This window comes from Luteipulveratus halotolerans (assembly GCF_001247745.1).
Lineage (GTDB): Bacteria > Actinomycetota > Actinomycetes > Actinomycetales > Dermatophilaceae > Luteipulveratus > Luteipulveratus halotolerans.
Genome location: NZ_LAIR01000002.1, coordinates 2,140,125 through 2,161,283, shown reverse-complemented (window position 1 = coordinate 2,161,283; position 21,159 = coordinate 2,140,125). Strand labels below are relative to the sequence as shown.

The 21,159-nt window shown below is 70.7% G+C and carries 23 protein-coding genes; 15 read left to right on the top strand and 8 right to left on the bottom strand.

Annotation, left to right across the window (positions count from 1 at the left end; all coding sequences use genetic code 11):
* Positions 1-9: 9 nt before the first annotated feature.
* From VV01_RS10935 to ispG, 8 genes are all read left to right on the top strand, one after another.
* Positions 10-1,470, top strand: coding sequence for an NAD-dependent succinate-semialdehyde dehydrogenase (locus tag VV01_RS10935; RefSeq protein ID WP_050669911.1), 1,461 nt, complete (start codon positions 10-12; stop codon positions 1,468-1,470).
* Between the two features lie 88 nt (positions 1,471-1,558).
* The gene (locus tag VV01_RS10930) at positions 1,559-1,849 is read left to right on the top strand and encodes a hypothetical protein (RefSeq protein ID WP_050669910.1); all 291 of its coding nucleotides are present in this window, start codon (positions 1,559-1,561) and stop codon (positions 1,847-1,849) included.
* Positions 1,846-3,204, top strand: a complete 1,359-nt coding sequence (locus VV01_RS10925; protein WP_050669909.1) for a hypothetical protein — start codon at positions 1,846-1,848, stop codon at positions 3,202-3,204. Before VV01_RS10930 ends, VV01_RS10925 begins: the two co-directional genes overlap by 4 nt.
* On the top strand, positions 3,201-3,995 hold the full coding sequence (locus VV01_RS10920; protein ID WP_050669908.1) for a hypothetical protein: 795 nt from the start codon (positions 3,201-3,203) through the stop codon (positions 3,993-3,995). The genes VV01_RS10925 and VV01_RS10920 overlap by 4 nt, the downstream gene beginning before the upstream one ends.
* Before the next feature lie 24 nt (positions 3,996-4,019).
* Positions 4,020-5,204, top strand: coding sequence for a 1-deoxy-D-xylulose-5-phosphate reductoisomerase (gene dxr, locus VV01_RS10915; protein WP_050669907.1), 1,185 nt, complete (start codon positions 4,020-4,022; stop codon positions 5,202-5,204).
* 54 nt (positions 5,205-5,258) lie between these two features.
* Complete coding sequence (locus VV01_RS10910; RefSeq protein WP_050669906.1) at positions 5,259-6,593, top strand: M50 family metallopeptidase; 1,335 nt, start codon at positions 5,259-5,261, stop codon at positions 6,591-6,593.
* Positions 6,593-7,525 (top strand): S66 peptidase family protein, encoded by a 933-nt coding sequence (locus VV01_RS10905; protein ID WP_050669905.1) that lies wholly within the window; start codon positions 6,593-6,595, stop codon positions 7,523-7,525. Before VV01_RS10910 ends, VV01_RS10905 begins: the two co-directional genes overlap by 1 nt.
* Positions 7,526-7,572: 47 nt before the next feature.
* The gene (ispG, locus tag VV01_RS10900; protein ID WP_050669904.1) at positions 7,573-8,733 is read left to right on the top strand and encodes a flavodoxin-dependent (E)-4-hydroxy-3-methylbut-2-enyl-diphosphate synthase; all 1,161 of its coding nucleotides are present in this window, start codon (positions 7,573-7,575) and stop codon (positions 8,731-8,733) included.
* Here the strand turns inward: ispG and VV01_RS23860 are convergent.
* Positions 8,730-9,305, bottom strand: coding sequence for a DUF402 domain-containing protein (locus VV01_RS23860; protein ID WP_050669903.1), 576 nt, complete (start codon positions 9,303-9,305; stop codon positions 8,730-8,732). The two genes, ispG and VV01_RS23860, sit on opposite strands and share 4 nt — an antisense overlap.
* 86 nt (positions 9,306-9,391) lie before the next feature.
* Between VV01_RS23860 and VV01_RS10890 the strand changes: the two genes are divergently transcribed.
* A complete protein-coding gene (locus VV01_RS10890; protein ID WP_231635213.1) occupies positions 9,392-10,234 on the top strand; it encodes a GNAT family N-acetyltransferase in 843 nt (280 codons plus the stop codon).
* On the top strand, positions 10,231-10,635 hold the full coding sequence (locus VV01_RS10885) for a DoxX family protein (protein WP_231635212.1): 405 nt from the start codon (positions 10,231-10,233) through the stop codon (positions 10,633-10,635). Before VV01_RS10890 ends, VV01_RS10885 begins: the two co-directional genes overlap by 4 nt.
* Before the next feature lie 34 nt (positions 10,636-10,669).
* On the opposite strand, the gene VV01_RS10880 is transcribed toward VV01_RS10885, so the two are convergent.
* The 4 genes from VV01_RS10880 to VV01_RS10865 form a co-directional block, all read right to left on the bottom strand.
* Entirely contained in the window at positions 10,670-11,329 is a 660-nt protein-coding gene (locus VV01_RS10880) for an MSMEG_1061 family FMN-dependent PPOX-type flavoprotein (protein ID WP_050669902.1), read from the bottom strand.
* Positions 11,326-12,258, bottom strand: coding sequence for a dihydropteroate synthase (gene folP / locus VV01_RS10875; RefSeq protein WP_231635211.1), 933 nt, complete (start codon positions 12,256-12,258; stop codon positions 11,326-11,328). Before folP ends, VV01_RS10880 begins: the two co-directional genes overlap by 4 nt.
* 28 nt (positions 12,259-12,286) lie before the next feature.
* Positions 12,287-13,054: a maleylpyruvate isomerase family mycothiol-dependent enzyme gene (locus VV01_RS10870; protein ID WP_050669900.1), complete on the bottom strand. Its 768-nt coding sequence runs from the start codon at positions 13,052-13,054 to the stop codon at positions 12,287-12,289.
* A 70-nt stretch (positions 13,055-13,124) separates the two neighbouring features.
* Positions 13,125-14,081, bottom strand: coding sequence for an SDR family NAD(P)-dependent oxidoreductase (locus tag VV01_RS10865; RefSeq protein WP_050669899.1), 957 nt, complete (start codon positions 14,079-14,081; stop codon positions 13,125-13,127).
* Positions 14,082-14,198: 117 nt separating this feature from the next.
* Between VV01_RS10865 and VV01_RS10860 the strand changes: the two genes are divergently transcribed.
* Positions 14,199-15,965, top strand: coding sequence for a proline--tRNA ligase (locus VV01_RS10860; RefSeq protein WP_050669898.1), 1,767 nt, complete (start codon positions 14,199-14,201; stop codon positions 15,963-15,965).
* Positions 15,962-16,687, top strand: a complete 726-nt coding sequence (locus VV01_RS10855; RefSeq protein WP_050669897.1) for an HAD family hydrolase — start codon at positions 15,962-15,964, stop codon at positions 16,685-16,687. The genes VV01_RS10860 and VV01_RS10855 overlap by 4 nt, the downstream gene beginning before the upstream one ends.
* A 1-nt stretch (position 16,688) precedes the next feature.
* Here VV01_RS10855 and VV01_RS10850 read toward each other — a convergent pair whose 3' ends face one another.
* Positions 16,689-17,207, bottom strand: coding sequence for a CGNR zinc finger domain-containing protein (locus tag VV01_RS10850; protein ID WP_050669896.1), 519 nt, complete (start codon positions 17,205-17,207; stop codon positions 16,689-16,691).
* 56 nt (positions 17,208-17,263) lie between these two features.
* Here VV01_RS10850 and VV01_RS10845 point away from each other — a divergent pair, with 56 nt between their 5' ends.
* From VV01_RS10845 to VV01_RS10835, 3 genes are all read left to right on the top strand, one after another.
* Positions 17,264-18,046, top strand: coding sequence for a TSUP family transporter (locus tag VV01_RS10845; protein ID WP_050669895.1), 783 nt, complete (start codon positions 17,264-17,266; stop codon positions 18,044-18,046).
* A gap of 49 nt (positions 18,047-18,095) precedes the next feature.
* Positions 18,096-18,662, top strand: coding sequence for a GNAT family N-acetyltransferase (locus VV01_RS10840; RefSeq protein WP_050669894.1), 567 nt, complete (start codon positions 18,096-18,098; stop codon positions 18,660-18,662).
* A 115-nt stretch (positions 18,663-18,777) separates the two neighbouring features.
* The gene (locus VV01_RS10835; RefSeq protein WP_050669893.1) at positions 18,778-19,503 is read left to right on the top strand and encodes an SDR family NAD(P)-dependent oxidoreductase; all 726 of its coding nucleotides are present in this window, start codon (positions 18,778-18,780) and stop codon (positions 19,501-19,503) included.
* A gap of 4 nt (positions 19,504-19,507) precedes the next feature.
* Here VV01_RS10835 and VV01_RS10830 read toward each other — a convergent pair whose 3' ends face one another.
* On the bottom strand, positions 19,508-19,993 hold the full coding sequence (locus VV01_RS10830) for an NUDIX domain-containing protein (protein WP_050669892.1): 486 nt from the start codon (positions 19,991-19,993) through the stop codon (positions 19,508-19,510).
* Positions 19,990-21,156, bottom strand: coding sequence for a CapA family protein (locus tag VV01_RS10825; RefSeq protein ID WP_050669891.1), 1,167 nt, complete (start codon positions 21,154-21,156; stop codon positions 19,990-19,992). Before VV01_RS10825 ends, VV01_RS10830 begins: the two co-directional genes overlap by 4 nt.
* Positions 21,157-21,159 lie beyond the last annotated feature (3 nt).

Genomic DNA, 21,159 nt, shown 5'->3' with positions numbered 1-21,159 from the left:
GCTGTGCCCATGGGTGAGACAACGACGTCGGTCCTGGACAAGGTCAACAAGCAGCTGTTCATCGCGGGGGAGTGGCGCGACGCCGAGGGCGGCGCCACCCTCGATGTCGACAACCCGGCCACCGGTGAGGCGCTCGCGCATGTCGCGGACGCGTCCGTCGCCGACGGCGACGCGGCTCTCGCGGCGGCCACCGCGGCGCAGGCCGACTGGGCGGCCACGCCGCCGCGCGACCGGGGAGAGCTGCTGCGCGCGGCGTACGAGCTGATCGTCGAGCGCACCGACGACCTCGCAACGCTGATGACGCTCGAGATGGGCAAGCCGCTCGCGGAGTCCCGCGGCGAGGTGGCCTACGGCAGCGAGTTCTTCCGCTGGTTCTCCGAGGAGGCCGTGCGCATCGCGGGCCGCTGGTCGACCGCACCCAACGGTGCGACCCGTCTGGTCACGATGAAGCAGCCGGTCGGCCCGACGCTGATGATCACGCCCTGGAACTTCCCGCTCGCGATGGGCACCCGCAAGATCGGGCCCGCGCTCGCCGCCGGCTGCACGATGGTCGTCAAGCCGGCTGCCGAGACGCCCCTGACGATGCTTCTGCTGGCTCAGGTCCTCGAGGAGGTCGGGCTGCCCAAGGGCGTCCTCAACGTCATCACGACCTCGCACTCCGGCCCGGTCATGGAGCCGCTGATCCGCGACCCGCGCACCCGCAAGCTGACGTTCACGGGGTCGACACCGGTGGGCCAGAAGCTCGTCGAGCAGTCGGCCCAGCAGCTGCTGCGGGTGTCGATGGAGCTGGGCGGCAACGCGCCGTTCATCGTGTTCGCCGACGCCGACCTCGACGCTGCCGTCGAGGGCGCGATGCTCGCCAAGATGCGCAACATCGGCGAGGCGTGCACCGCCGCCAACCGGTTCCTCGTGCACGTCGACGTCGCCGAGGAGTTCTCGCGGCGGATGGCCGACAAGATGGGCGCGCTCACCGTCGGCGACGGCATGGACGACACGACTCAGGTCGGGCCGCTGATCAACGCCAAGGCGGTCGACAAGGTGCGCTCGCTCATCGAGGACGCCAGGGGCCGTGGCGCTCGCGTCGTCACCGGCGGAGACACCGTCGGCGAGCGCGGATACTTCTACGCCCCCACGGTTCTCACCGACGTGCCGGGTGACGCCAAGATGGCGCGCGAGGAGATCTTCGGGCCGGTCGCCGGCATCCAGACGTTCACCGACGACGACGACGCGATCCGTCGCGCCAACGACACCGAGTTCGGGCTGGTCGCCTACTTCTTCACGCGCGACTTCTCACGAGCGATCCGTACGAGCGAGGCGCTCGAGTACGGCATGGTCGGCGTCAACCAGGGCATCGTGTCCAACCCGGCGGCGCCGTTCGGCGGCGTCAAGGCGTCCGGCTTCGGTCGTGAGGGCGGGTTCGAGGGCGTCGAGGAGTACCTCGAGACCAAGTACGTCGGCCTCGCCCTCTGAGCCCTGGGGGCCGAACAGGCCCTGTGGACAACGGAATCCGGGCTTCCCCGATCCGCCATAGCGTGCGCGTCGTGGGAAGGAGACCACGATGACGTACGACGTCCACACCGATCACCTGCGCGGCGCGTCCCGCTCGATGAGCACCTCGTCGAGCGGGATGACGACGCTGTCGAACGACCTCGCGCGGGCCTTGCGCGCCCTCGGGACCGCGACGGGCTCACCCGACATCGCGACGACCGCTGACGAGCTCGCTCGCGGCTGGGGGCGCACGACCGGAGGCATGCTGAGCGAGGCGCGTGGCCTCACCCGTGGCCTGTCCGCGTCGGCGACCCGGTACGACCACGCCGAGCGCGGTCTGCAGGCCGGAGGTGAGCGGTGACCAAGCCCGTGCCGGGCTCCCCGGACGACGTGTTCGCCCAGACCCGCGAGATCCGGCGCCAGGCCGGGCTGCTGCGTGCGCACGGTCGGTCGGTGTCGACGACGGTCGGCAACCAGGTCAGCGGGTGGTCGGGCACCGCGTCAGTCGCGTACGCCAGCAGGTCCGGTCAGCACAGCCGGGCCGCGACCTCGGGTGCGACCACGCTGGAGTCGGCGTGCTCCAGTGCCGAGCGCTTCGGTCGCGACCTGCGCCGCATCCAGGGCCTGGCCAACGGCCACCTCAAGACGCGCGACCGGCTCGTCCGCGAGCTCGAGCTGGCGCTGCGTGACCGCCGTCATCCTCAGCTGCTCGCGCCGGACGAACGCCGCAGTCTCGACGACGACATCGCCGACCTCCGTCGTCGAATTCGCAACGAGGACAACGCGATCGACCGACAGGTCAACGACTACAAGGGCATCAAGGCCAGGCTCTACGGCGAGATCGCCAAGATGCTTCCGCCTGAGACGCGTGAGGCCTGGTACAAGACGGCCGACTACCAGTCGGTGATCCACTACGTGAAGGCCGGCGGTGCGACGTACGCCAACATCAACTACTTCCGCTCGTTACCGCCGGTTGCTCGTTCGGCGACGATCCCCGATCTCGTCCGCAACGCTTACGTCGCCGCCGACAAGCTGCAAGCCGTCCGAGGCGGAATGCTCTATACGGCTCAGAAGGTCCCGGGCGCCCGGCGCGTGTTCGTGGGAGCGCTCGGCCGCACGGTGGTGAAGTACACCGGCCCGATCGGCGCAGTGCTGACGGTCTACGACGCCTCCCATGACCTCGCCGACGCGGGCGGCTACGACGGCGGCCGGGGTACGACGACCCGTGTGCTGGCCGGAGGCGCGATCGTGGGTGCTCCGCTGTTGTTCGTCGCTCCAGAGGTGGGTGCTGTGCTCGTGACTGCTTACGCCACCTGGACTCTGGGCAACCTGGTCTACGACAACCGCAACAACATCGACCGTGCAGCGCACAAGTGGACCGGTAGGGCCGCGACCGGCGTACCCACACTCAGCGACAGCGCGCTGAAGTCGCTGTCGCCGAAGGTCGGCTGCGATGCGCCACCTGCGCCGAAGCCGAGCCCAGGACCTGCAGAGCCCAAGCCGGCTCCTGCGCAGCCCAGGCCGGCCACGACCAACGGCACCTACAACGGCCGCGTCCACCTGCCCGGCCCGCCGCAGCCGTACCCCGGGCTGGAGCGGCTGTACGACGCCAACGACAGACTCACCGCCGCCCTCGGGGCGCAGCAACCCTCGGACGCACCGCCCGTCGCGGTGCCCACCCACCCGCTCGTCCGCACCCAGGAGGTCGCGTCGTGACGACACTCGCCGTGGATCACGCCGTCGCATCGCCCGCGGGCGAGACGGCCGTGCCGTCGCCGCTCGCGCTCGCACAGCTCACCGACGAAGAGCTCGTGCTCATGGGCGCCGAGCACCCCGTCGTGGTCCTGCCGCACTACGAACAGCTGTCACCGGCCGCGCAGGAGGTCGCCGTACGCACCGCGCACCGCTCGTTGCTGGCGCACGGCGTCGAGCTCGGGCCCGACGGTCGGAGCCTGATGATGCCGCAGGAGATCTCGGACCTGCTCGACGTGCGAGCGGGCGCGGAGTGGGTCCTGGTCGTCCGCCGGGTCGAGACGGTCGAGCGCGACGGCGAGCCTGTCGGTGTCGCGACCGAGCTCTACGCCCATGCGGTCGCCGAGTTCGTGCTCCTGGAGCAGGTCAGCGGCGACGGCGTCCACGAGTTCGTCGCGCTCGACCGGCGGTCACTGCCCACCGTCCTCGCCGAGCGGCTCAGGGCCGATGGCACCCGGGACGGTGCCGGGGCTCCGATCCGACTCGATCTCGAGGCCATCGCGCACGGGCACGGCGACGTCGACCTCACCCAGATCGGACCGCTCGTCCTGCAGGTCGACGCGACGGTCTGGCGGCGTGGCCCGCAGAACGCCCCCGTGCTGCTCGGCCTGATGCTCGGCTCACAAGGCTCCTGGGCGACCCGCGCCGAGTTCGGGGCGCAGGGTCCCGTCGAGCTGCAGCCCATCGCGGCCGACGCCGCAGCCGACCTGGTCGTCGAGCTCTTCGACCAGGTCACGGCCGCGCGGACGCGGTGACCGGCGGCCCGCCACAATGTCCGGGTGACGACGCCACGCTCCATTGCTCTGCTCGGCTCGACCGGGTCCATCGGCACCCAGGCCATCCAGATCGCCCGCGCCCACCCCGACCGGTTCCGCATCACGTCGCTGGCCGCCGGTGGCAGCGACCTGCGGCTGGTCGCGCAGCAGGCGGCCGAGCTCGGGGTCGAGGCGGTCGCGGTCGCACGAGGTGACGAGGCCCAGCTGCGTGAGCACCTCGCCGACGCGGCTCGCGCAGCCGGGCGCGCGGCGTACCGGCCGGAGGTCCTCGTCGGCGACGACGCCGCCACGCAGGTCGCCGGTGGGGGAGCCGATGTCGTGCTCAACGGCATCACCGGCTCGATCGGTCTGCGCCCGACCATCGCTGCGCTGCAGGCGGGCTCGACGCTGGCGCTCGCCAACAAGGAGTCGCTCATCGTCGGCGGTCCTGTCGTCAAGGCGCTGGCGCGGCCCGACCAGATCGTCCCGGTCGACAGCGAGCACAGCGCCATCGCCCAGAGCCTGCTCGCCGGCAGGAAGGACGAGGTACGCCGGCTGGTGCTGACCGCGTCCGGCGGCCCGTTCCGAGGCCGCGACCACGACGACCTCAAGAAGGTCACCCCCGCGGAGGCGCTCGCCCACCCCAACTTCGCGATGGGCACGGTGATCACCACCAACTCCGCGACCCTCGTCAACAAGGGCCTGGAGGTCATCGAGGCGCACCTGTTGTTCGACGTGCCGTTCGAGCAGATCGACGTCGTGGTCCATCCACAGCAGTACATCCACTCGATGGTCGAGTTCGTCGACGGTGCCGTCGTCGCCCAGATCGGACTGCCCACCATGCTCGTCCCGATCGCCCTCGGCATGGGATGGCCCGACCGGGTGCCCGACGCCGAGACCCCGATCGACTGGACGAAGGCCTCGGACTGGCGCTTCGAACCTCTCGACGACGACGCGTTCCCCGCCGTACGCCTCGCGCGGCAGGTGGGCGCCGCAGGCTCGACCTACCCGGCGGTCTACAACGCCGCCAACGAGGAGTGCGTCGCGGCGTTCCACGACGGGACCATCGCCTTCGTCGACATCCTCCCCACCGTCGCGGCCGTGGTGGCGGCGCACGACGCCGAGTCCGGCGACCTGACCGTCGAGCAGGTGCTCGCGGCCGAGAGCTGGGCCCGAGGGCGTACGCATGAGGTCCTCGCGCAGCGATGAACCCACGCGCAGGGTTCGATCCGGTGCGGCCCTCGTGAGAACCTGGAAGATGTGATGTTCCTTCTCGGGGTCCTGATTGTCGCGATCGGTGTGGCGCTGTCCATCGCGCTGCACGAGATCGGCCACCTGGTGCCCGCCAAGAAGTTCGGCGTCAAGGTGACCCAGTACATGGTCGGCTTCGGTCCGACGATCTGGTCGCGTCGGCGCGGTGACACCGAGTACGGCGTCAAGGCCATCCCGCTCGGCGGATACATCCGCATGATCGGCATGCTGCCGCCGCGCCGTGAGGACCCCGAAGGCAGACTGCGTGCGACGTCGACCGGCCGCATGAGCCAGATGGCCGACGCCGCGCGCGAGGACTCCTTCGACGAGATCAAGCCCGGCGACGAGGACCGCGTCTTCTACAAGCTGCCGGTGCACCAGAAGGTCGTCATCATGCTCGGCGGCCCGTTCATGAACCTCGTGATCGCCGCCGTTCTGCTCGTCGTGATCGCCTGCGGCGTCGGGCTCCCCAAGCAGGTCAGCGCGAGCATCGCGAGCGTCAACGAGTGCCTGCCCGTGCAGGTCAGCCAGAGCCAGAAGGCCACCTGCACCGATGCCGACCGCTCACCGGCGTGGAAGGCCGGCATCAAGCCCGGCGACGTGGTCGTGTCGGTGGCCGGCACCCCGGTGTCGACGACGCAGGAGACGACACGCGAGATCCGCAAGTACGCCGACCGGGCCATCCCGGTCGTCGTCCGGCGCGCTGGGGTCGAGCAGACGCTGACCGTGACGCCCGCGCGGCGCGAGATGCCCAAGGTCGACGCCGACGGCGCCGAGGTGCTCACCATGAGCGGTGAGACGGTCACCGAGCAGGTCGGGGTGATCGGCACCTCGATCGGCGGCACCTACCGCACCGAGCGCGCCTCGTTGACCGAGGCGCCGGGCATCATCGGTGAGGGCCTGGCCAAGACGGCGTCGGTGTTCCTGCGCATCCCGCAGAAGATGGTCGGCGTCGCCAACGCCGCCTTCGGTGACGGCAAGCGCGACACCAACGGGCCGATCTCCGTGGTCGGCGTCGGCCGCGTCGCGGGTGAGGCCGCCGACACCAAGGACGTCGGGTTCGGCGACAAGATCGTCTTCCTGCTCGGCCTGCTCGCCTCCCTCAACCTGGCACTGTTCGTCTTCAACCTGATCCCGTTGCTGCCGCTCGACGGCGGTCACGTCGCGGGCGCGCTCTGGGAGGGCGTCAAGCGCATGATCGCCCGTGCTCGCGGCATCGAGGGGCCGGTTTACGCCGACGTCACCAAGGCGCTCCCGGTCGCCTACACCGTCTCGATCGTGCTGATCGTGATGTCCGTGCTGCTGATCTACGCCGACATCGTCAACCCGATCAAGCTCGGCAACTGATGGTGGCGGTCGCTCGGGCGACGCCGTCGTACGTCGTCCCTCCGCCCGTTCCCGACGGCGGTCGTGTGGCGGTCGCCGCGTTCAGCGGACCGCTGCTGGCCGAGCGGCTCGACCAGGGTCTGAGAGTCCTGCGTGGCTGGGGCCTCGAGCCCGTCCTCCTGGAGTCGGCGACCGCGGTCGACCCGACCTTCGACTACCTCGGGGGCACCGACGAGCTGCGCGCCCGGGTGCTGCAGGAGGCGCTCACCGACCCGTCGTACGACGCCGTCCTGCTCGGCCGTGGTGGCTACGGCGCGCAACGGGCACTCGACCTGATCGACTGGGACGCGGTGCTCGCCGCGCGTCCCACGCCGCGTCACGTGGTCGGGTTCTCGGACGTGACCGCGCTGCAGGAGGCGCTGCTGCACCACCTCGGCTGGGCCTCGCTCTACGGCCCGATGGTCGCGACCTGGTACTTCGAGCAGGAGCGTGCTCAGGAGAGCCTGCGCCGGCTGCTCATGACCCCCGATGCCGTCGCCGTGATCGAGCTGCCCGACACCGTCCCCGCCGTCGACGGCGTCGCCGAGGGTGTGCTGCTGGGCGGCTGCGCGACGCTGCTCGCGAGCTCGATCGGCACGGCCACCTCGGTGCCCGCCCGCGACGGCATCCTGTTCCTGGAGGACGTCGACGAGGAGATCTTCCGCCTGGACCGCATCTTCACCCAGCTGCGGCGCTCGGGCTACCTCGACGGGGTCAAGGCCGTGCTGACCGGCACATTCCACGGCTGCGGCGACGCCGACCTCGTACGCCGGCTGATCGTCGACCGCTTCGCAGACCTGGGAGTCCCGGTGCTCACCGGCGCCGACATCGGCCACGGCGTACCCCTGCAGACCCTGCCGATCGGACGTCGGGCTCGCCTCGACACCGGGGCGCGGCGCATCGACCTGCTCTGACCCGACGGGTGCTCGGCCGCCCACGGCCATGAGTGATACTTGAGGCCATGAGCGTGTCCCTCGGAATGCCGTCCGCACCTGCCCCGGTCCTCGCCCCGCGGCGCAAGACCCGCAAGATCAAGGTCGGCAAGGTCGAGGTCGGCGGTGACGCTCCCATCTCGGTGCAGTCGATGACCACCACGCCGACGACCGACATCAACGCCACCCTTCAGCAGATCGCCGAGCTCACGGCCTCGGGCTGCGACATCGTGCGCGTCGCGTGCCCGAGCCAGGACGACGCCGACGCCCTGCCCGCGATCGCCCAGAAGTCGCAGATCCCGGTCATCGCCGACATCCACTTCCAGCCCAAGTACGTCTACGCCGCGATCGAGGCGGGCTGTGCTGCGGTGCGCGTCAACCCCGGCAACATCCGCAAGTTCGACGACCAGGTCGCTCAGATCGCCAAGGAGGCCAAGGACGCCGGGGTCTCCATCCGCATCGGCGTCAACGCCGGCTCCCTCGACAAGCGGCTCCTGGAGAAGTACGGCAAGCCCACGCCGGAGGCGCTGGTCGAGTCGGCCGTCTGGGAGGCGTCGCTGTTCGAGGAGCACGACTTCCACGACTTCAAGATCTCGGTCAAGCACAACGACCCGGTCGTGATGGTGCGCGCGTACGAGCTGCTCGCCGAGCGCGGCGACTGGCCCCTGCACCTCGGTGTCACCGAGGCGGGCCCGGCGTTCCAGGGCACCATCAAGTCGGCGACGGCGTTCGGTGCGTTGCTGAGCAAGGGCATCGGCGACACCATCCGTGTCTCGCTGTCGGCGCCTCCGGTCGAAGAGGTCAAGGTCGGCAACCAGATCCTGCAGAGCCTCAACCTCAAGCCGCGCAAGCTCGAGATCGTCTCGTGCCCCTCGTGCGGTCGCGCCCAGGTCGACGTCTACAAGCTCGCCGACGAGGTGACCGCCGGGCTGGAAGGCATGGAGGTCCCGCTGCGCGTCGCCGTCATGGGCTGCGTCGTCAACGGCCCGGGCGAGGCCCGCGAGGCCGACCTCGGCGTCGCCTCCGGCAACGGCAAGGGCCAGATCTTCGTCAAGGGTGAGGTCATCAAGACCGTGCCCGAGGTTCAGATCGTCGAGACCCTCATCGAGGAGGCCATGCGCATCGCCGACGAGATGGGTGAGCCGGTCGACGGCGAGCCCGCGGGGGCTCCGACCGTCACGGTCTCCTAGGCGCGGTTGCGCTCCAGGCAGGTGCGCAACCACCCGAACCCGGTGCCGTCGAAGGGCGCCGTCTGCTCTCGTACGCCGGCCAGCACGGTCGCGCAGTCGCGCTCGGCCTGCTCGACGAGCGCGCGCGGATAGCCCAGCTCGACCTGGTGCTCGGCGAACTCGTCCTCGTCGTCGACGAACACCTCGCCGTTGACCCGGCGGATGACGTCGAGGTCGAGGTCGACCGCGGTGACCTGCAGGCCGGTCGGCGTACGACGCCAGGTCGCCGCCGTGGCGATGTCGACGTAGACGAGCACTCGGTCGGGAGTGTCCTCGGCGCGGTCCCAGAACGTCGCGGCGTAGCCCTGACCGGTCGGGAACAGCACCACCTGGGCACGTTCGGCGGCGAAGTGGGCGCCGGGTCGGTCGAACGCGGTGCCGGCCGGCACAGCGAGCCAGGCCCCGAACCGGTCCGAGCCGAGGTAGGTCGCCTCGAACTGCCAGTGCTCGGTGTCACGCCACTTGCGGAAGTCGACGTGCACGGCGGTGCCCGCAGCGGTGTCGGAGGGCGGGCTGGCGAAGGTCTCGGGCACGGCCCCACCGTAGACCGCGGGTGCGACGGAACAATCGATCGGCGCGTTGGCGTACCGGGAGGGCCTTGAGAGGGCAGGCTGGGAGGGTGTTACGGACCTTCGGCGCGACGCGCACGCTCGGGACGGCCGACTTCGACCGGGTGATGCAGCTGTGCGCCGACGACCCGATGACCAACGTCTTCGTGGCCGCGCGCGTCCAGGAGGGCGGCCTGGGCTTCGGCACCACGCTGCTCGGCGTCGAGGAAGCGCACCGGCTGAAGTCGATGTGCTGGGTGTCGGCCAACGTCGTCCCTGTGGCGTGCGACGACGACGCCCTCGACCTGTTCGCCGCACGCCTCAAACGGCAGCGCCGGCGGGTGTCGTCGGTGTTCGGTGACGCCGAGCAGGTGCTGGGCCTGTGGGACAGGCTGCAGCGCCACTGGGGTGAGCCCCGCTCGCTGCGACCCGACCAGCCGATGATGGCCGTGCGCACGTCGCCTGCCGCCGACGGCCTCGCGCTCGACCCGCGCGTACGCCGGGCGCGCCTGGACGAGGTCGACCTGGTCCTGCCCGCATCGGCGGCGATGTTCACCGAGGAGATCGGCTACCCGCCCTACGTCGGGTCCGACCGCGACTACCGCGGCCTCGTCGGGTCGCTGATCCGGGCGGGTCACACGTTCGTGATCGTCGAGGACGGCCGGGTGCTGTTCAAGGCCGACATCGGGTCGCTCGCCGGGGGAGTCGCGCAGATCCAGGGCGTGTGGGTCGCGCCGGACGCGCGCGGGCAAGGCATCGCGGCACCGGCGATGGGGGCCGTGGTGCAGCAGGTCATGGACCAGGTCGCCCCGGTCGTGACGCTCTACGTCAACGGCTACAACGAGCCGGCGCTGCGTGCTTACCGCAGGGCCGGGTTCGTCCAGGTCGGGCGGTTTGCGACAGTGATCCTGTGATCCCTTCGCCCTCGACGCTCCCGCTCGGAGCGCGCGCCGTCGCCGGCGCCTTCCTCGTGTCCGGCCCCATCCACCTCGTGCGGCCGCAGGTGTTCGAGCCGCTGATCCCTGCGGCGTTGCGCTCGCGCGACCGCGAGCTGGTCTACGCTTCGGGCGTGGCCGAGCTCGTCTGTGCCGCCGGTCTGGTCGTGCCGGCCGTACGCCGACCGGCGGGCATCGCGTCCGCGGTGCTGCTGGCTGCAGTGCTGCCGGGCAACGTGCAGATGGCGCTCGATGCGCACCGGCGTGTGCAGCGCAAGGGTTCGACCCCGATTCGGGAGGTCATGCGTGTCGGCACGATCGCGCGAGTTCCGTTGCAGCTGCCCATGATTCGTGCCGTGCTGCGCGCCGGAAGGCCCTGACCGCGCCGCCTCCTGACGACCGCCGCGGCTGACCTCAGCGGGTGGTGTTGTCGGGGTAGAGCCCGTCGGCGTACGAAGCGCCGTAGTAGCGGTCGAGGTCCTCGAGTGACTGGTCGCGACGGACGAGCTCTTTGGCGATCACCGCATGCCGGGGCATCGCGTCGGGCTGCCACGTCTCGGGCTTCCAGGTCTGCGAGCGCAGGAACGCCTTGGCGCAGTGGTAGAAGACCTGCTCGACGCTGACCAGCATCACGAGCACGGGTCGGTGTCCCTTGACGACCATGTCGTCGAAGAACGGCCCGTCGGTGACCAGGCGTGCGGTGCCGTTGATGCGCAAAGTGTCTCCACGTCCCGGGATGAGCAGGTTCAGCCCGACGTGCGGGTTGACGAGGATGTTCTTGTAGCCGTCGGCGCGCTTGTTGCCGGCCCGCTCGGGGACCGCGACCGTACGCCGGTCGAGCGCCCTGACGAACCCCGCCGGGTCTCCCTTGGGTGACACGTCGCAGCCGCCGTGGGCGTCGGACGTGCCGACGAAGCACAGGGGCGATGCGGCGAGCCACTGGATGTCCAGGTCGTGCAGCTCGGTGCGCGCCTTGTCGCGGACGGCGGGCGACGGCGTCCCGAGCAGATCGACCAGCGCCGCCTCGTCGGTGATCTGCGGCAGGTCGGCGTACGACGGGGTGGTCGCGGTCATGCGAGCTCCTCGCGGTCGGGCGCAGGCTCGCCTCTGAGCGCCAGCGCCGGTGGTCGGTCACCGCGGATGGAGGCGACCATGTCGACGACCCTGCGTGTGGCACGGACGTCGTGGGCCCGGAAGACGGTCGCGCCGAGCCAGGCGGCGACCGCGGTGGCCGCGAGAGTGCCCTCGAGCCGGTCGTCCGCAGGCAGGTCGAGCGTCTCGCCGACGAAGTCCTTGCGGGACAGGGCCTGCAGGACGGGGAACCCGAGCGCGCTGATGTCAGCCGTGTGGCGCAGCGTGATCAGCGAGTTGCGCGTCGTCTTGCCGAAGTCGAGGGTGGGGTCGACCAGCACGCGCTCGGCGGGAATGCCTGCGGCACAGGCCTTCTCGGCGCCCGCGCGGAGCGTGCGTACGACGTCGCGGACCACGGCGAGCTCGTCGTCGCCCTCGTCGTCGGCGTAGCGCACGTCGACCGGGTCGGTGCGCGGTGGCAGCCCGCCGGTGTGGGAGCAGACGACGCCCGCGCCGATGTCTGCAGCGACGCCGACCAGCTCGGGGTCGTGGCCGGCCCAGGTGTCGTTGACGATGTCGAGGCCGACGTCGCCTGCGGCGCGAGCGACCTGTGAGCGCCAGGTGTCCAGGCTCAGCACGAGGGCTGGGTAGGCCGACCGGGCGTGCTCGAGGAACGGCACGACCCGGCGGATCTCCTCGGTGGCGTCGACACGCTCACCCTCCTGGCCGGCGCGGACGCCGCCGACGTCGACGATGTCGGCACCGTGGGCGACGGCGTCGTCGAGCGCTCGGCGCGCCGAGTCGAGGTCGGCGTGGCGGTTGCCCGACCAGAAGGAGTCGCGCGTGCGGTTGACGATCGCCATGACGGCCGGCCGCGAGGCGTCGAAACGGTGGCCCCGCAGCACGAGCGCGGGGGTCCGCGGCGGCTGCACCGGACGGAGCGTGGGGTGGTCGACCACGTCAGCCCCAGGTGACCTGCATCCGGTCACGCCAGAAGCTCACGACGTCCAGGCCGGTGCAGGTCATCTCGGCGCCGCGGTTCCAGAGCCCGAGGTAGAGCTGGGCGGCGCTGCCCTCGACGACCGCGTCGGCGTCTGCGGTGTCACGGCCGCGCGAGACGCTGAACGGCTCGGTGCTCACGACGGCGCGCCACACGTCGCCGGTGTCGGTCGCCCGGATGTCGACCTCGACGCGTCGGCTGTTGTGCAGGTCGTGCTTGGGCCGCGTCGCGAAGCCGCAGAGCAGCTCGTCCACGCCGTCCGCGGCGAGCGCGGGGTCGATGTCGCTCTCGGCGGCCGTCGGGACACGACCCAGCTGGGCGGACAGGCCGTCGACCGCATGGATCGTCGTCTCGTGGCACTGTCGGCGCGCCCAGGCCTCACGCGGGCGTGGTGCGTCGGGCAGGAAGAACCAGACGTCGAGGTCGGCAGGCGCCCGTCGCAACGAGGCGAGCAGGACGTCCGAGCCGTGGCCGAGCCAGGCGAGGGGATCGCTGGTGGAGAGCCCCTGCTCCTCCAGCGCCTCGGTGTCCTGCGGTGGGCGCTGACGCACGATCGCCGTGGCCCAGCGGTGCACCATGCCGAGGTGGGCGATCAGACGGTTGACGTCCCAGCTGCGACAGGTCGGCACCCGCGCGTCGAGCCCGGCGGTCTCGGCGTAGGCGTGCAGACGGGCCGTCGCGAGGGCAGTGCCCTCGAGGTGCTGCTCCATCGGCACGGTCGTCGGCATGGGCCCAACCTAGTCGGGGCGATCGGTTGTCCGACACCCGCACCGCCGGGCGCGGGCGTCGGAGCGAGGGTCAGGCGGCGAACGCGTCGAGCCCGGTCTGCTCGGCGGACCAGGCCCACAGCCGGGCCGCCTGGTCGGGGTCGGCGGCGTGCTCGCGGACACCGGGGCCGTCGGCATCGGACGGGACGACGCGGGCGACCTCGACGTCCTCGAGGTAGACGCCGCCCATGCCGTCCAGCTGTGGCGAGGTCGCGGCCCAGACCTGGGTGGCAGCGCCCTGCTCCGGGGTCTTGAACCCGGCGTTGGCCGGGCGGCCCTCCTCGTCGACCCAGCCGAGGGCGACCTGTTCTTCGCGGGGGACGTGCCGCTGCAGGGGAGTCATGATGCCTCCGGGGTGCAGCGAGAACGCTCGTACGTCGTGCTCGGCGCCCAGCCGGTCCAGGTGCAGGGCGAACAGCGCGTTGGCGGTCTTGGCCTGGCCGTACGCGGCCCACTTGTCGTAGCCGCGCTCGAAGTGCGGGTCCTCCCAGCGGATACCCGACCGCCGATGGCCCGCGGAGGAGACCGACACGACCCGAGCACCACCGCGCAGCGCCGGCCACAGCCGCTGGGTGAGCGCGTAGTGGCCGAGGTGGTTGGTGCCCAGCTGTGCCTCCCAGCCCGGGCCGACACGCGTCTCGGGGCAGGCCATGATGCCCGCGCTGTTGAGGAGCAGATCGACGTGACGACCGCTCGCCAGGACGTCATCGGCGTACCGGGTGATGCTGTCCTGGTCGCCGAGGTCGAGCTCGCCGATCGCGACCCCGTCAAGGCCGGCCAGCGCCTCCTGCGCGGCGCCCACCCGGCGCGCGGGCACGAGGACCTCGGCACCCGCACCGACGAGGGCGCGCGTGGTCTCCAGGCCGAGGCCGGAGTAGCCGCCCGTGACGACCGCGAGCCGACCCGTGAGGTCGATGCCGTCGAGCACCTCACGGGCCGTGGAGTCGCGGGTGAAGCCGGAGCCGATGGGCTGCTGGGGAGTCGTCATACGGCCGACGCTAGGTCTTGGAGCGCACTCGCAGTCAACGTGCGCGGACAACGAAGGTGAAGTGACCGGCGTACGGCGGATATCCTCGCCGGGCCGAACCGATCGAGGAGACCAACTGTGGCACTGCGTATGTCGACCCTGTTCCTGCGAACCCTGCGCGAGGACCCGGCCGATGCGGAGCTGCCGGGCCACAGGCTGCTCGTGCGCGCCGGCTACGTCCGCCGCGTCGCCCCCGGCATCTACACCTGGCTGCCGCTCGGCATGAAGGTGCTGGGCAAGGTCGAGGAGATCATCCGCGAGGAGATGGCCCGGATCGGCAGCCAGGAGGTGAAGTTCCCGGCCCTGCTGCCGCGCGAGCCCTACGACGCGACAGGCCGCTGGAGCGAGTACGGCGACCTGCTGTTCCGGCTGAAGGACCGCAAGGACGCCGACATGCTGCTCGGGCCCACCCACGAGGAGATGTTCTGCCTCGCGGTCAAGGACATGTACTCGTCCTACAAGGACCTGCCGCTCGCGCTGTTCCAGATGCAGAACAAGTACCGCGACGAGGCGCGTCCGCGGGCCGGCATCCTGCGCGGCCGCGAGTTCATCATGAAGGACTCCTACTCCTTCGACATCGACAAGGCCGGCCTCGACAAGGCGTACGACGCCCACCGCGAGGCCTACATCCGTATCTTCAACCGGCTCGGGTTCGAGTACGTCATCGTGCAGGCCGACTCCGGCGCGATGGGCGGCTCGGCGTCCGAGGAGTTCCTGGCCGTCAACCCCAACGGCGAGGACACCTTCGTCCGTGACGAGCACGGCTATGCGGCCAACGTCGAGGCGGTCGTCGTGCCGCAGGCGCCCGAGGTCGACGCGTCGTCGACGCCGGCGGCGCAGGTCCACGACACCCCGGACACGCCCACGATCGACACGCTCGTCGAGTCTCTCAACGCGAATCACCCTCGTACTGATGGGCGTTCGTGGACCGGAGCCGACTCGCTCAAGAACGTCCTGGTCATGCTGGTCCACCCCGACGGCACCCGTGAGCCGCTCGCGATCGGTCTGCCCGGCGACCGTGAGGTCGACGCCAAGCGCCTCGAGGTGCAGGTCGCGCCGGCCGAGGTCGAGGCGTTCGAGGAGAAGGACTTCGCCGACTACCCGATGCTCGCGAAGGGCTACATCGGTCCCGGCGTCCTCGGCTCGGAGAAGTCCTCGAAGATCCGCTACCTGCTCGACCCGTCGATCGCCGTGGGTTCGGCCTGGGTGACCGGAGCCGATGAGCCCGGCAAGCACGTGATCGACCTGGTGCACGGCCGCGACTTCACCGCCGACGGCACGGTCCAGGCGGGCGAGATCCGTGAGGGTGACGTCGCGCCCGACGGCAAGGGCACGCTCACGCTGGCCCGGGGCATCGAGATGGGCCACATCTTCCAGCTCGGCACCAAGTACGCCGAGGCGCTCGGTCTGAAGGTGCTCGACGAGAACGGCAAGCTCGTCACCGTGACGATGGGCTCGTACGGCGTGGGCGTCACGCGTGCGGTCGGCGTCGTCGCCGAGGACAACCACGACCAGTACGGCCTGATCTGGCCGCGCGAGCTGGCTCCGGCCGACGTGCACGTCGTGGTGGCGAGCAAGGACGAGGAGGTCTTCGTCAAGGCCGACGAGATCGTGCGCGGCATCGAGGCACAGGGCGTCGAGGTGCTCTACGACGACCGGCGCAAGGTGTCTCCTGGCGTGAAGTTCAAGGACGCCGAGCTGATCGGTGTGCCGACGATCCTCGTGATCGGCAAGGGCCTGGCGGACGGCAAGGTCGAGATCAAGGACCGCCGCTCCGGGGAACGGCGCGAGGTCGAGGTCGGGAGCGCGGTCGCCGAGGTCGTCGCCGAGGTGCAGCAGTCTTGAGCAGCGCCGTCGAGGCGGTCATCTTCGACTGGGGCGGCACGCTGACCCCGTGGCACCCGGTCGACCTGCGTGAGCAGTGGCAGGTCTACGCGCGCGAGGTGCACGACGACCCCGCCCTCGCCGAGCCCCTCGGTGAGGCGATCCTCGCGGCCGAGGACGCGTCGTGGCAGCACGTGCGCAAGGCGCAGGCGTCGGCCCGGCTGGACGAGATCCTGAGCGCTGCCGGCGCCGACGTGACGCACGAGCGCCACGCGAAGGCGCTGGCGGCGTACCGGGCGTTCTGGGCCGAGCACACCATCACCGACCCGCAGGTGAAGCCCCTGTGGGAAGGCTTGCGTGCCAACGGGATTCGCGTCGGCGTGCTGTCCAACACGATCTGGTCGGGCGACTACCACCGCGGCATCTTCGAGCGCGACGGGGTCGGCGACCTGATCGACGGACAGGTCTACTCCAGCGAGATCGCCTGGACCAAGCCGCACGTCGGGGCTTTCGAGGCCGCCGCCGCGGCCGTCGGCGTCGATCCGCGGGCCTGCGTCTACGTCGGTGACCGCGAGTTCGAGGACGTCCACGGCAGCCAGCAGGCCGGGATGCGGGCGATCCTCGTGCCGCACTCCGACATCCCGGCGGGCCAGCGCATCGAGGGGTTCACCGCGACGCCCGACGGCGTGGCGCACGAGCTGCTCGACGTGCTGTCCATCGTCGAGAGCTGGCGGGCAGCCTGACCTACGCGCTGCGCGCCCGATGCCTGCGCACGGCCTCACGGCTCGCGCACCGGGTCGAGCAGTAGCGCTGTCGCCCGCCCCGCGACACGTCGGCGTAGACGCGTTCGCAGTCGGCAGCGGCACAGCGGCCGAGGCGGCTCATGCCACGACCGGTGAGGTGCATCGCCGTGCCGACCGTGACCAGGGCCGCGAGCACCCCTGAGAGCGACCGGTCGAGCTCGCGGTAGTGGATGTGCCAGGCCTCGCCCGAGTGGTTGGTCATGCGGGGGTGCTCGGCGTGCTCGGCGAGCAGGGCGTTGAGGCGGTCTGCGCGACCCTGGTCGTCGTCCGCGTCGACCACGGTCAGCCAGGCGTCGAGCAGCGCACGTGTCGCCGCGAGGTCGGCCCGGCGTACCGGCATGTCGATGACCACGCCCGCGTCCGCGCACCGGTCGCGGAGCGCGTCGAGGGTCTCGGGCGGGTCGTTGACGAGGTCGGCCGCCAGCACGACCGGCTCCTCGCCGTAAGGGTTGATATGCACAAGGCCATTACAGCACGGTAGGCTCGCACGCGCCGCGCCATCTCGAGAGGACTCTCTTGAACGACCCGTCCGTCCTGACCCTCGTCCTGCTCGTCGCCGCGGCGTTCACCGCAGGGTGGATCGATGCCGTCGTCGGCGGCGGTGGTCTCGTGCAGCTGCCCGCGCTGATGGTCGCGTTCCCGCATGCGGCTCCGGTGCATCTGCTCGCCACCAACAAGCTCGGCTCGATCGCGGGCACCACGACCAGCTCGATCACCTACCTGCGCCGTGTCAGACCCGACGTACGCACGGCAATCCCGTTGGCACTGCTGGCTTTTGCCGGTTCGCTCGTCGGCGCCGTCATCGCCTCGCACATCCCCCGGTCGGCGTTCAACCCCATCATCCTCGTGGTGCTGATCGCCGTCGGTGCCTACACCCTGATCAAGCCGTCGATGGGGGAGCACACCGCCTTGCGGTTCGAGGGGCACCACCACTACGTCGTCGCGGGCATCGCGGGGTTCGGCATCGGCATGTACGACGGTGCGCTCGGTCCCGGGACCGGTTCGTTCCTGGTCTTCGCGCTCGTCGGGTTGATGGGCTACGCCTTCCTCGAGGCGAGCGCCAAGGCCAAGATCGCCAACTTCGCCACCAACCTCGCCGCGCTGGCGATCTTCATCCCACAAGGTGCGGTCGCCTGGTCGATCGGCATCGCGATGGGGCTGGCCAACATCGCGGGCGCGTACACCGGAGCCCGGCTGGCCGTCGCCAAGGGTTCGGGGTTCATCCGCGTGGTCTTCGTCTGCGTGGTGGGTGCGTTCGTCGTCAAGATCGGCTGGGACGTCGTCCAGCAGATCTTCTGATCGGTCGGCGCTAGCGTGGGGGAGTCCTGCAGCCCTGGGAGGTCGACCCATGTCCGAGCTCACCGTCCGCCCCCTGGATGAGTCGACGTGGCCGGCGTTCGCGACGCTGGTCGAGGCCAACAACGGCGTCTTCGGCGGCTGCTGGTGCGCGGGCATGCACCCGGAAGGGCTCTCACGCACCGACCCCGAGGTCAACAAGCAGCGCAAGCTCGCACGGGTCCGGGCCGGTACGACGCACGCCGCGCTGGTCTTCGACGGTGCCGAGTGCGTCGGCTGGGTGCAGTTCGGCTCGCCCGACGAGCTGCCGCGCACCAAGGGGCGAGTTGCCGCTGAGAAGGGTCGTGACGACCGACCCGACTGGCGCATCGGCTGCTGCTTCGTCGGCAAGGGCCACCGTCGCCAGGGCGTCGCCACGGCCGGTCTCACCGGTGCGCTCGACCTCATCGCCGGCCTCGGTGGAGGCACGGTCGAGGGCTATCCCGAGCCCGCTGCCGACGTGCCGGCCGGCTTCCTCTACCACGGCGCGCTCTCGACGTACGAGCGACTCGGGTTCGAGCGCGACCGCATGATCGGCAAGCGCCGCTGGGTGGTGACCACCCGCGTACGAGCGCGATGACGACCCGAACTCGCGAGAAAGCGACGTGTCGTTCTTCTGCCAGCACCGCGCAGGGCGACTCCCGAAACTGTTGGCACCCCAGCGAACTGGGGTACATCGAGCTTCAGGAGCTGACATGTCGTCCATCGCCCTCGTGACCGGTGCCAACCGCGGCCTCGGACGCGCCACCGCCATCGCTCTTGCCCAAGCGGGGCACCACGTCGTGATCGCCGGTCGCAACGTCTCGGCCACCGAGTGCCTCGCCCAGGAGCTGCGCGCTGAGGGGCTCGCCGCGGAGTCGTTGCAGCTGGACGTCACCGACCGTGACAGCGTCACGCGAGCGGCTCGGACTCTCGCCGAGCGCCACGGGCGGGTCGACGTCCTGGTCAACAACGCAGGCATCCTGCCGGAGGCGACCGTCACGACGCCGCCGGCGTTCGTCGACGCCGATGCGCTCATCGCGACGTTGCGGACCAACGTCGTCGGAGTCGCACTGGTGCTCGAGGCGTTCGCGCCGTTGCTCCGTCGCAGCGCGTCGGGCCGCGTCGTCAACGTGTCGTCGCGGATGGGGTCGGTCGCCGACCAGCTCGACGAGACCTCGCCCTTCCACGGCATGGTGCTGCCGGCGTACCAGGCGTCCAAGGCGGCCGTGAACAGCCTGACGGCCGGGCTGAGCAAGCACCTGGCGAGCGACGGTGTGCGGGTGGTGTCGGTCTGCCCCGGCTTCGTGCAGACCGAGCTGACGCCGATGAACCACGACCAGGCGCCACTCACGGCTGAGCAGGCGGCCAAGACCGTGCTCGGCGCACTGGAGGCGCCGACCGGGTCGTTCGTGGACGCCGACGGTGTCGTGCCGTGGTGAACGGCTACTCGACGTAGGGCGTCCGGTCGCCGTCGACCCACACCCGCGCCCGCTGCAGGGCCAGGTGCTGGGTTGCGGCGACCTTGTCCCAGGGGATCTCGTCCCAGCCGAACCACGCCGCCTCGCGCGACTCCTCGCTCAGCCGCAGCTCGCCGGGAGCGAGTCGCCCGATGAAGGTCACCGCGACGACCTGGCGGACGTTGCCGTCGGGGTAGGCAGCGATTCTCGTCGGGTTGGAGAAGATCCCGAGCAGGTGGTGCTCCGCCAGGCGCAAGCCGGTCTCCTCGAGCACCTCGCGGTGCAGGGCATCGGTCACCGACTCGGTGTCGTCGACGCCACCGCCGAACAGCCCCCACCGATCGCTGTCGGAGCGGTGCTCGAGCAGGACGCGCTCTCCGCGGTCGTCGAGCAGCACGATCGGCGCGCCCATCGCACGAGGGACGTTGGGAGCGGGGGCGTTCGGGTCGTTGACGTGGAAGCTCGCAGTCACCCCGCCACCTTCGCATCACACCCGTCGCGGGTCATGGCCGACACCGTGCGGCGATAGGACTCGGGATGTGAGGTGGGGGTGGCGAGCACGACGCGGTGGCCGTCGGCGCGGTCGACCCACGTGGGCCGGAAGGTGAGCGACTGCGTGATGTGGCCGGCGGCGTCACGGTCGAACCGGACCGTCGTCACGACGCCGTCCTGTGCCCCGGCCGGTGAGCCGACGGCGGTGCCTTGTGTCGACAGGAAGTTGCCGACGGAGTAGAGCACGTAGCGCCCGTTGATCTTGGCGCACGGCTGGACCAGGTGCGGATGGGCGCCGATGATCAGGTCGACGGCTCCGGACCTCAGCAGTGCGTCGCCGATGGTCTTCTGGTCCTTCGTGACGGCCGGGTCGAACTGCGAACCCCAGTGCAGCGAGACGACGACGAGGTCGGCGCCCGCCGCCTTGGCGCGTCGTGCGGAGGCGATGATGCCGTTCGCCTTCTGAGCGGCGTACAGGTTGTCCTTCATCCACGGCGCGCCCGGGGGCGTGGTGCTGGTGTCCTGCTCGATGGAGTTCATCAGCGTGTAGCTGAGCGACAGGTGTGCGATCTTCATCGGACTGTCGTAGACGACCGGCTGACCAGACCCGGACGCTGTCGCCGTGGGTCCTGCCGCTTGGATGTCGTTGTCGGACAACACCTTTCGCGTCTCGCGCACGCCGCGCATCCCGGCGTCCCAGGTGTGGTTGTTGGCGGTGCTGCACCCGTCGAAGCCGACGTCGTGCAGGGTGCGCGCGAGCTCGTGGGGCGAGTTGAACGTGTTCTTGCGGGTGAGCCTGGTGTTGTCCGCCGACAGCGCCGTCTCGAGCTGGCAGATGCCGACCGTGGACCGTTGGATCACCGGCTCGACCGCGGCGAACATGCGGTCGTAGTCGTACGAGCCGCCGCGTGCCGCATCGCGGTTGACCGACGCATGGGGGAGCACGTCGCCGATCGCCGAGATCGTGACCGACGCCGGCGGGCGGGGTGCCGTGCGGGCCGGGGCCGTCGCAGGAGGCGCAGTGGTGTGGCCGGAGGGCGGAGCCCCTGTCGTACGCGCGGTGCTCGCGCCGCCGTCACCGGCGCCGGTCGAGCACGACGTGAGGAGGACGACGCCGGCTGCTGCTGCGAAGGCGCGTCGCACCGG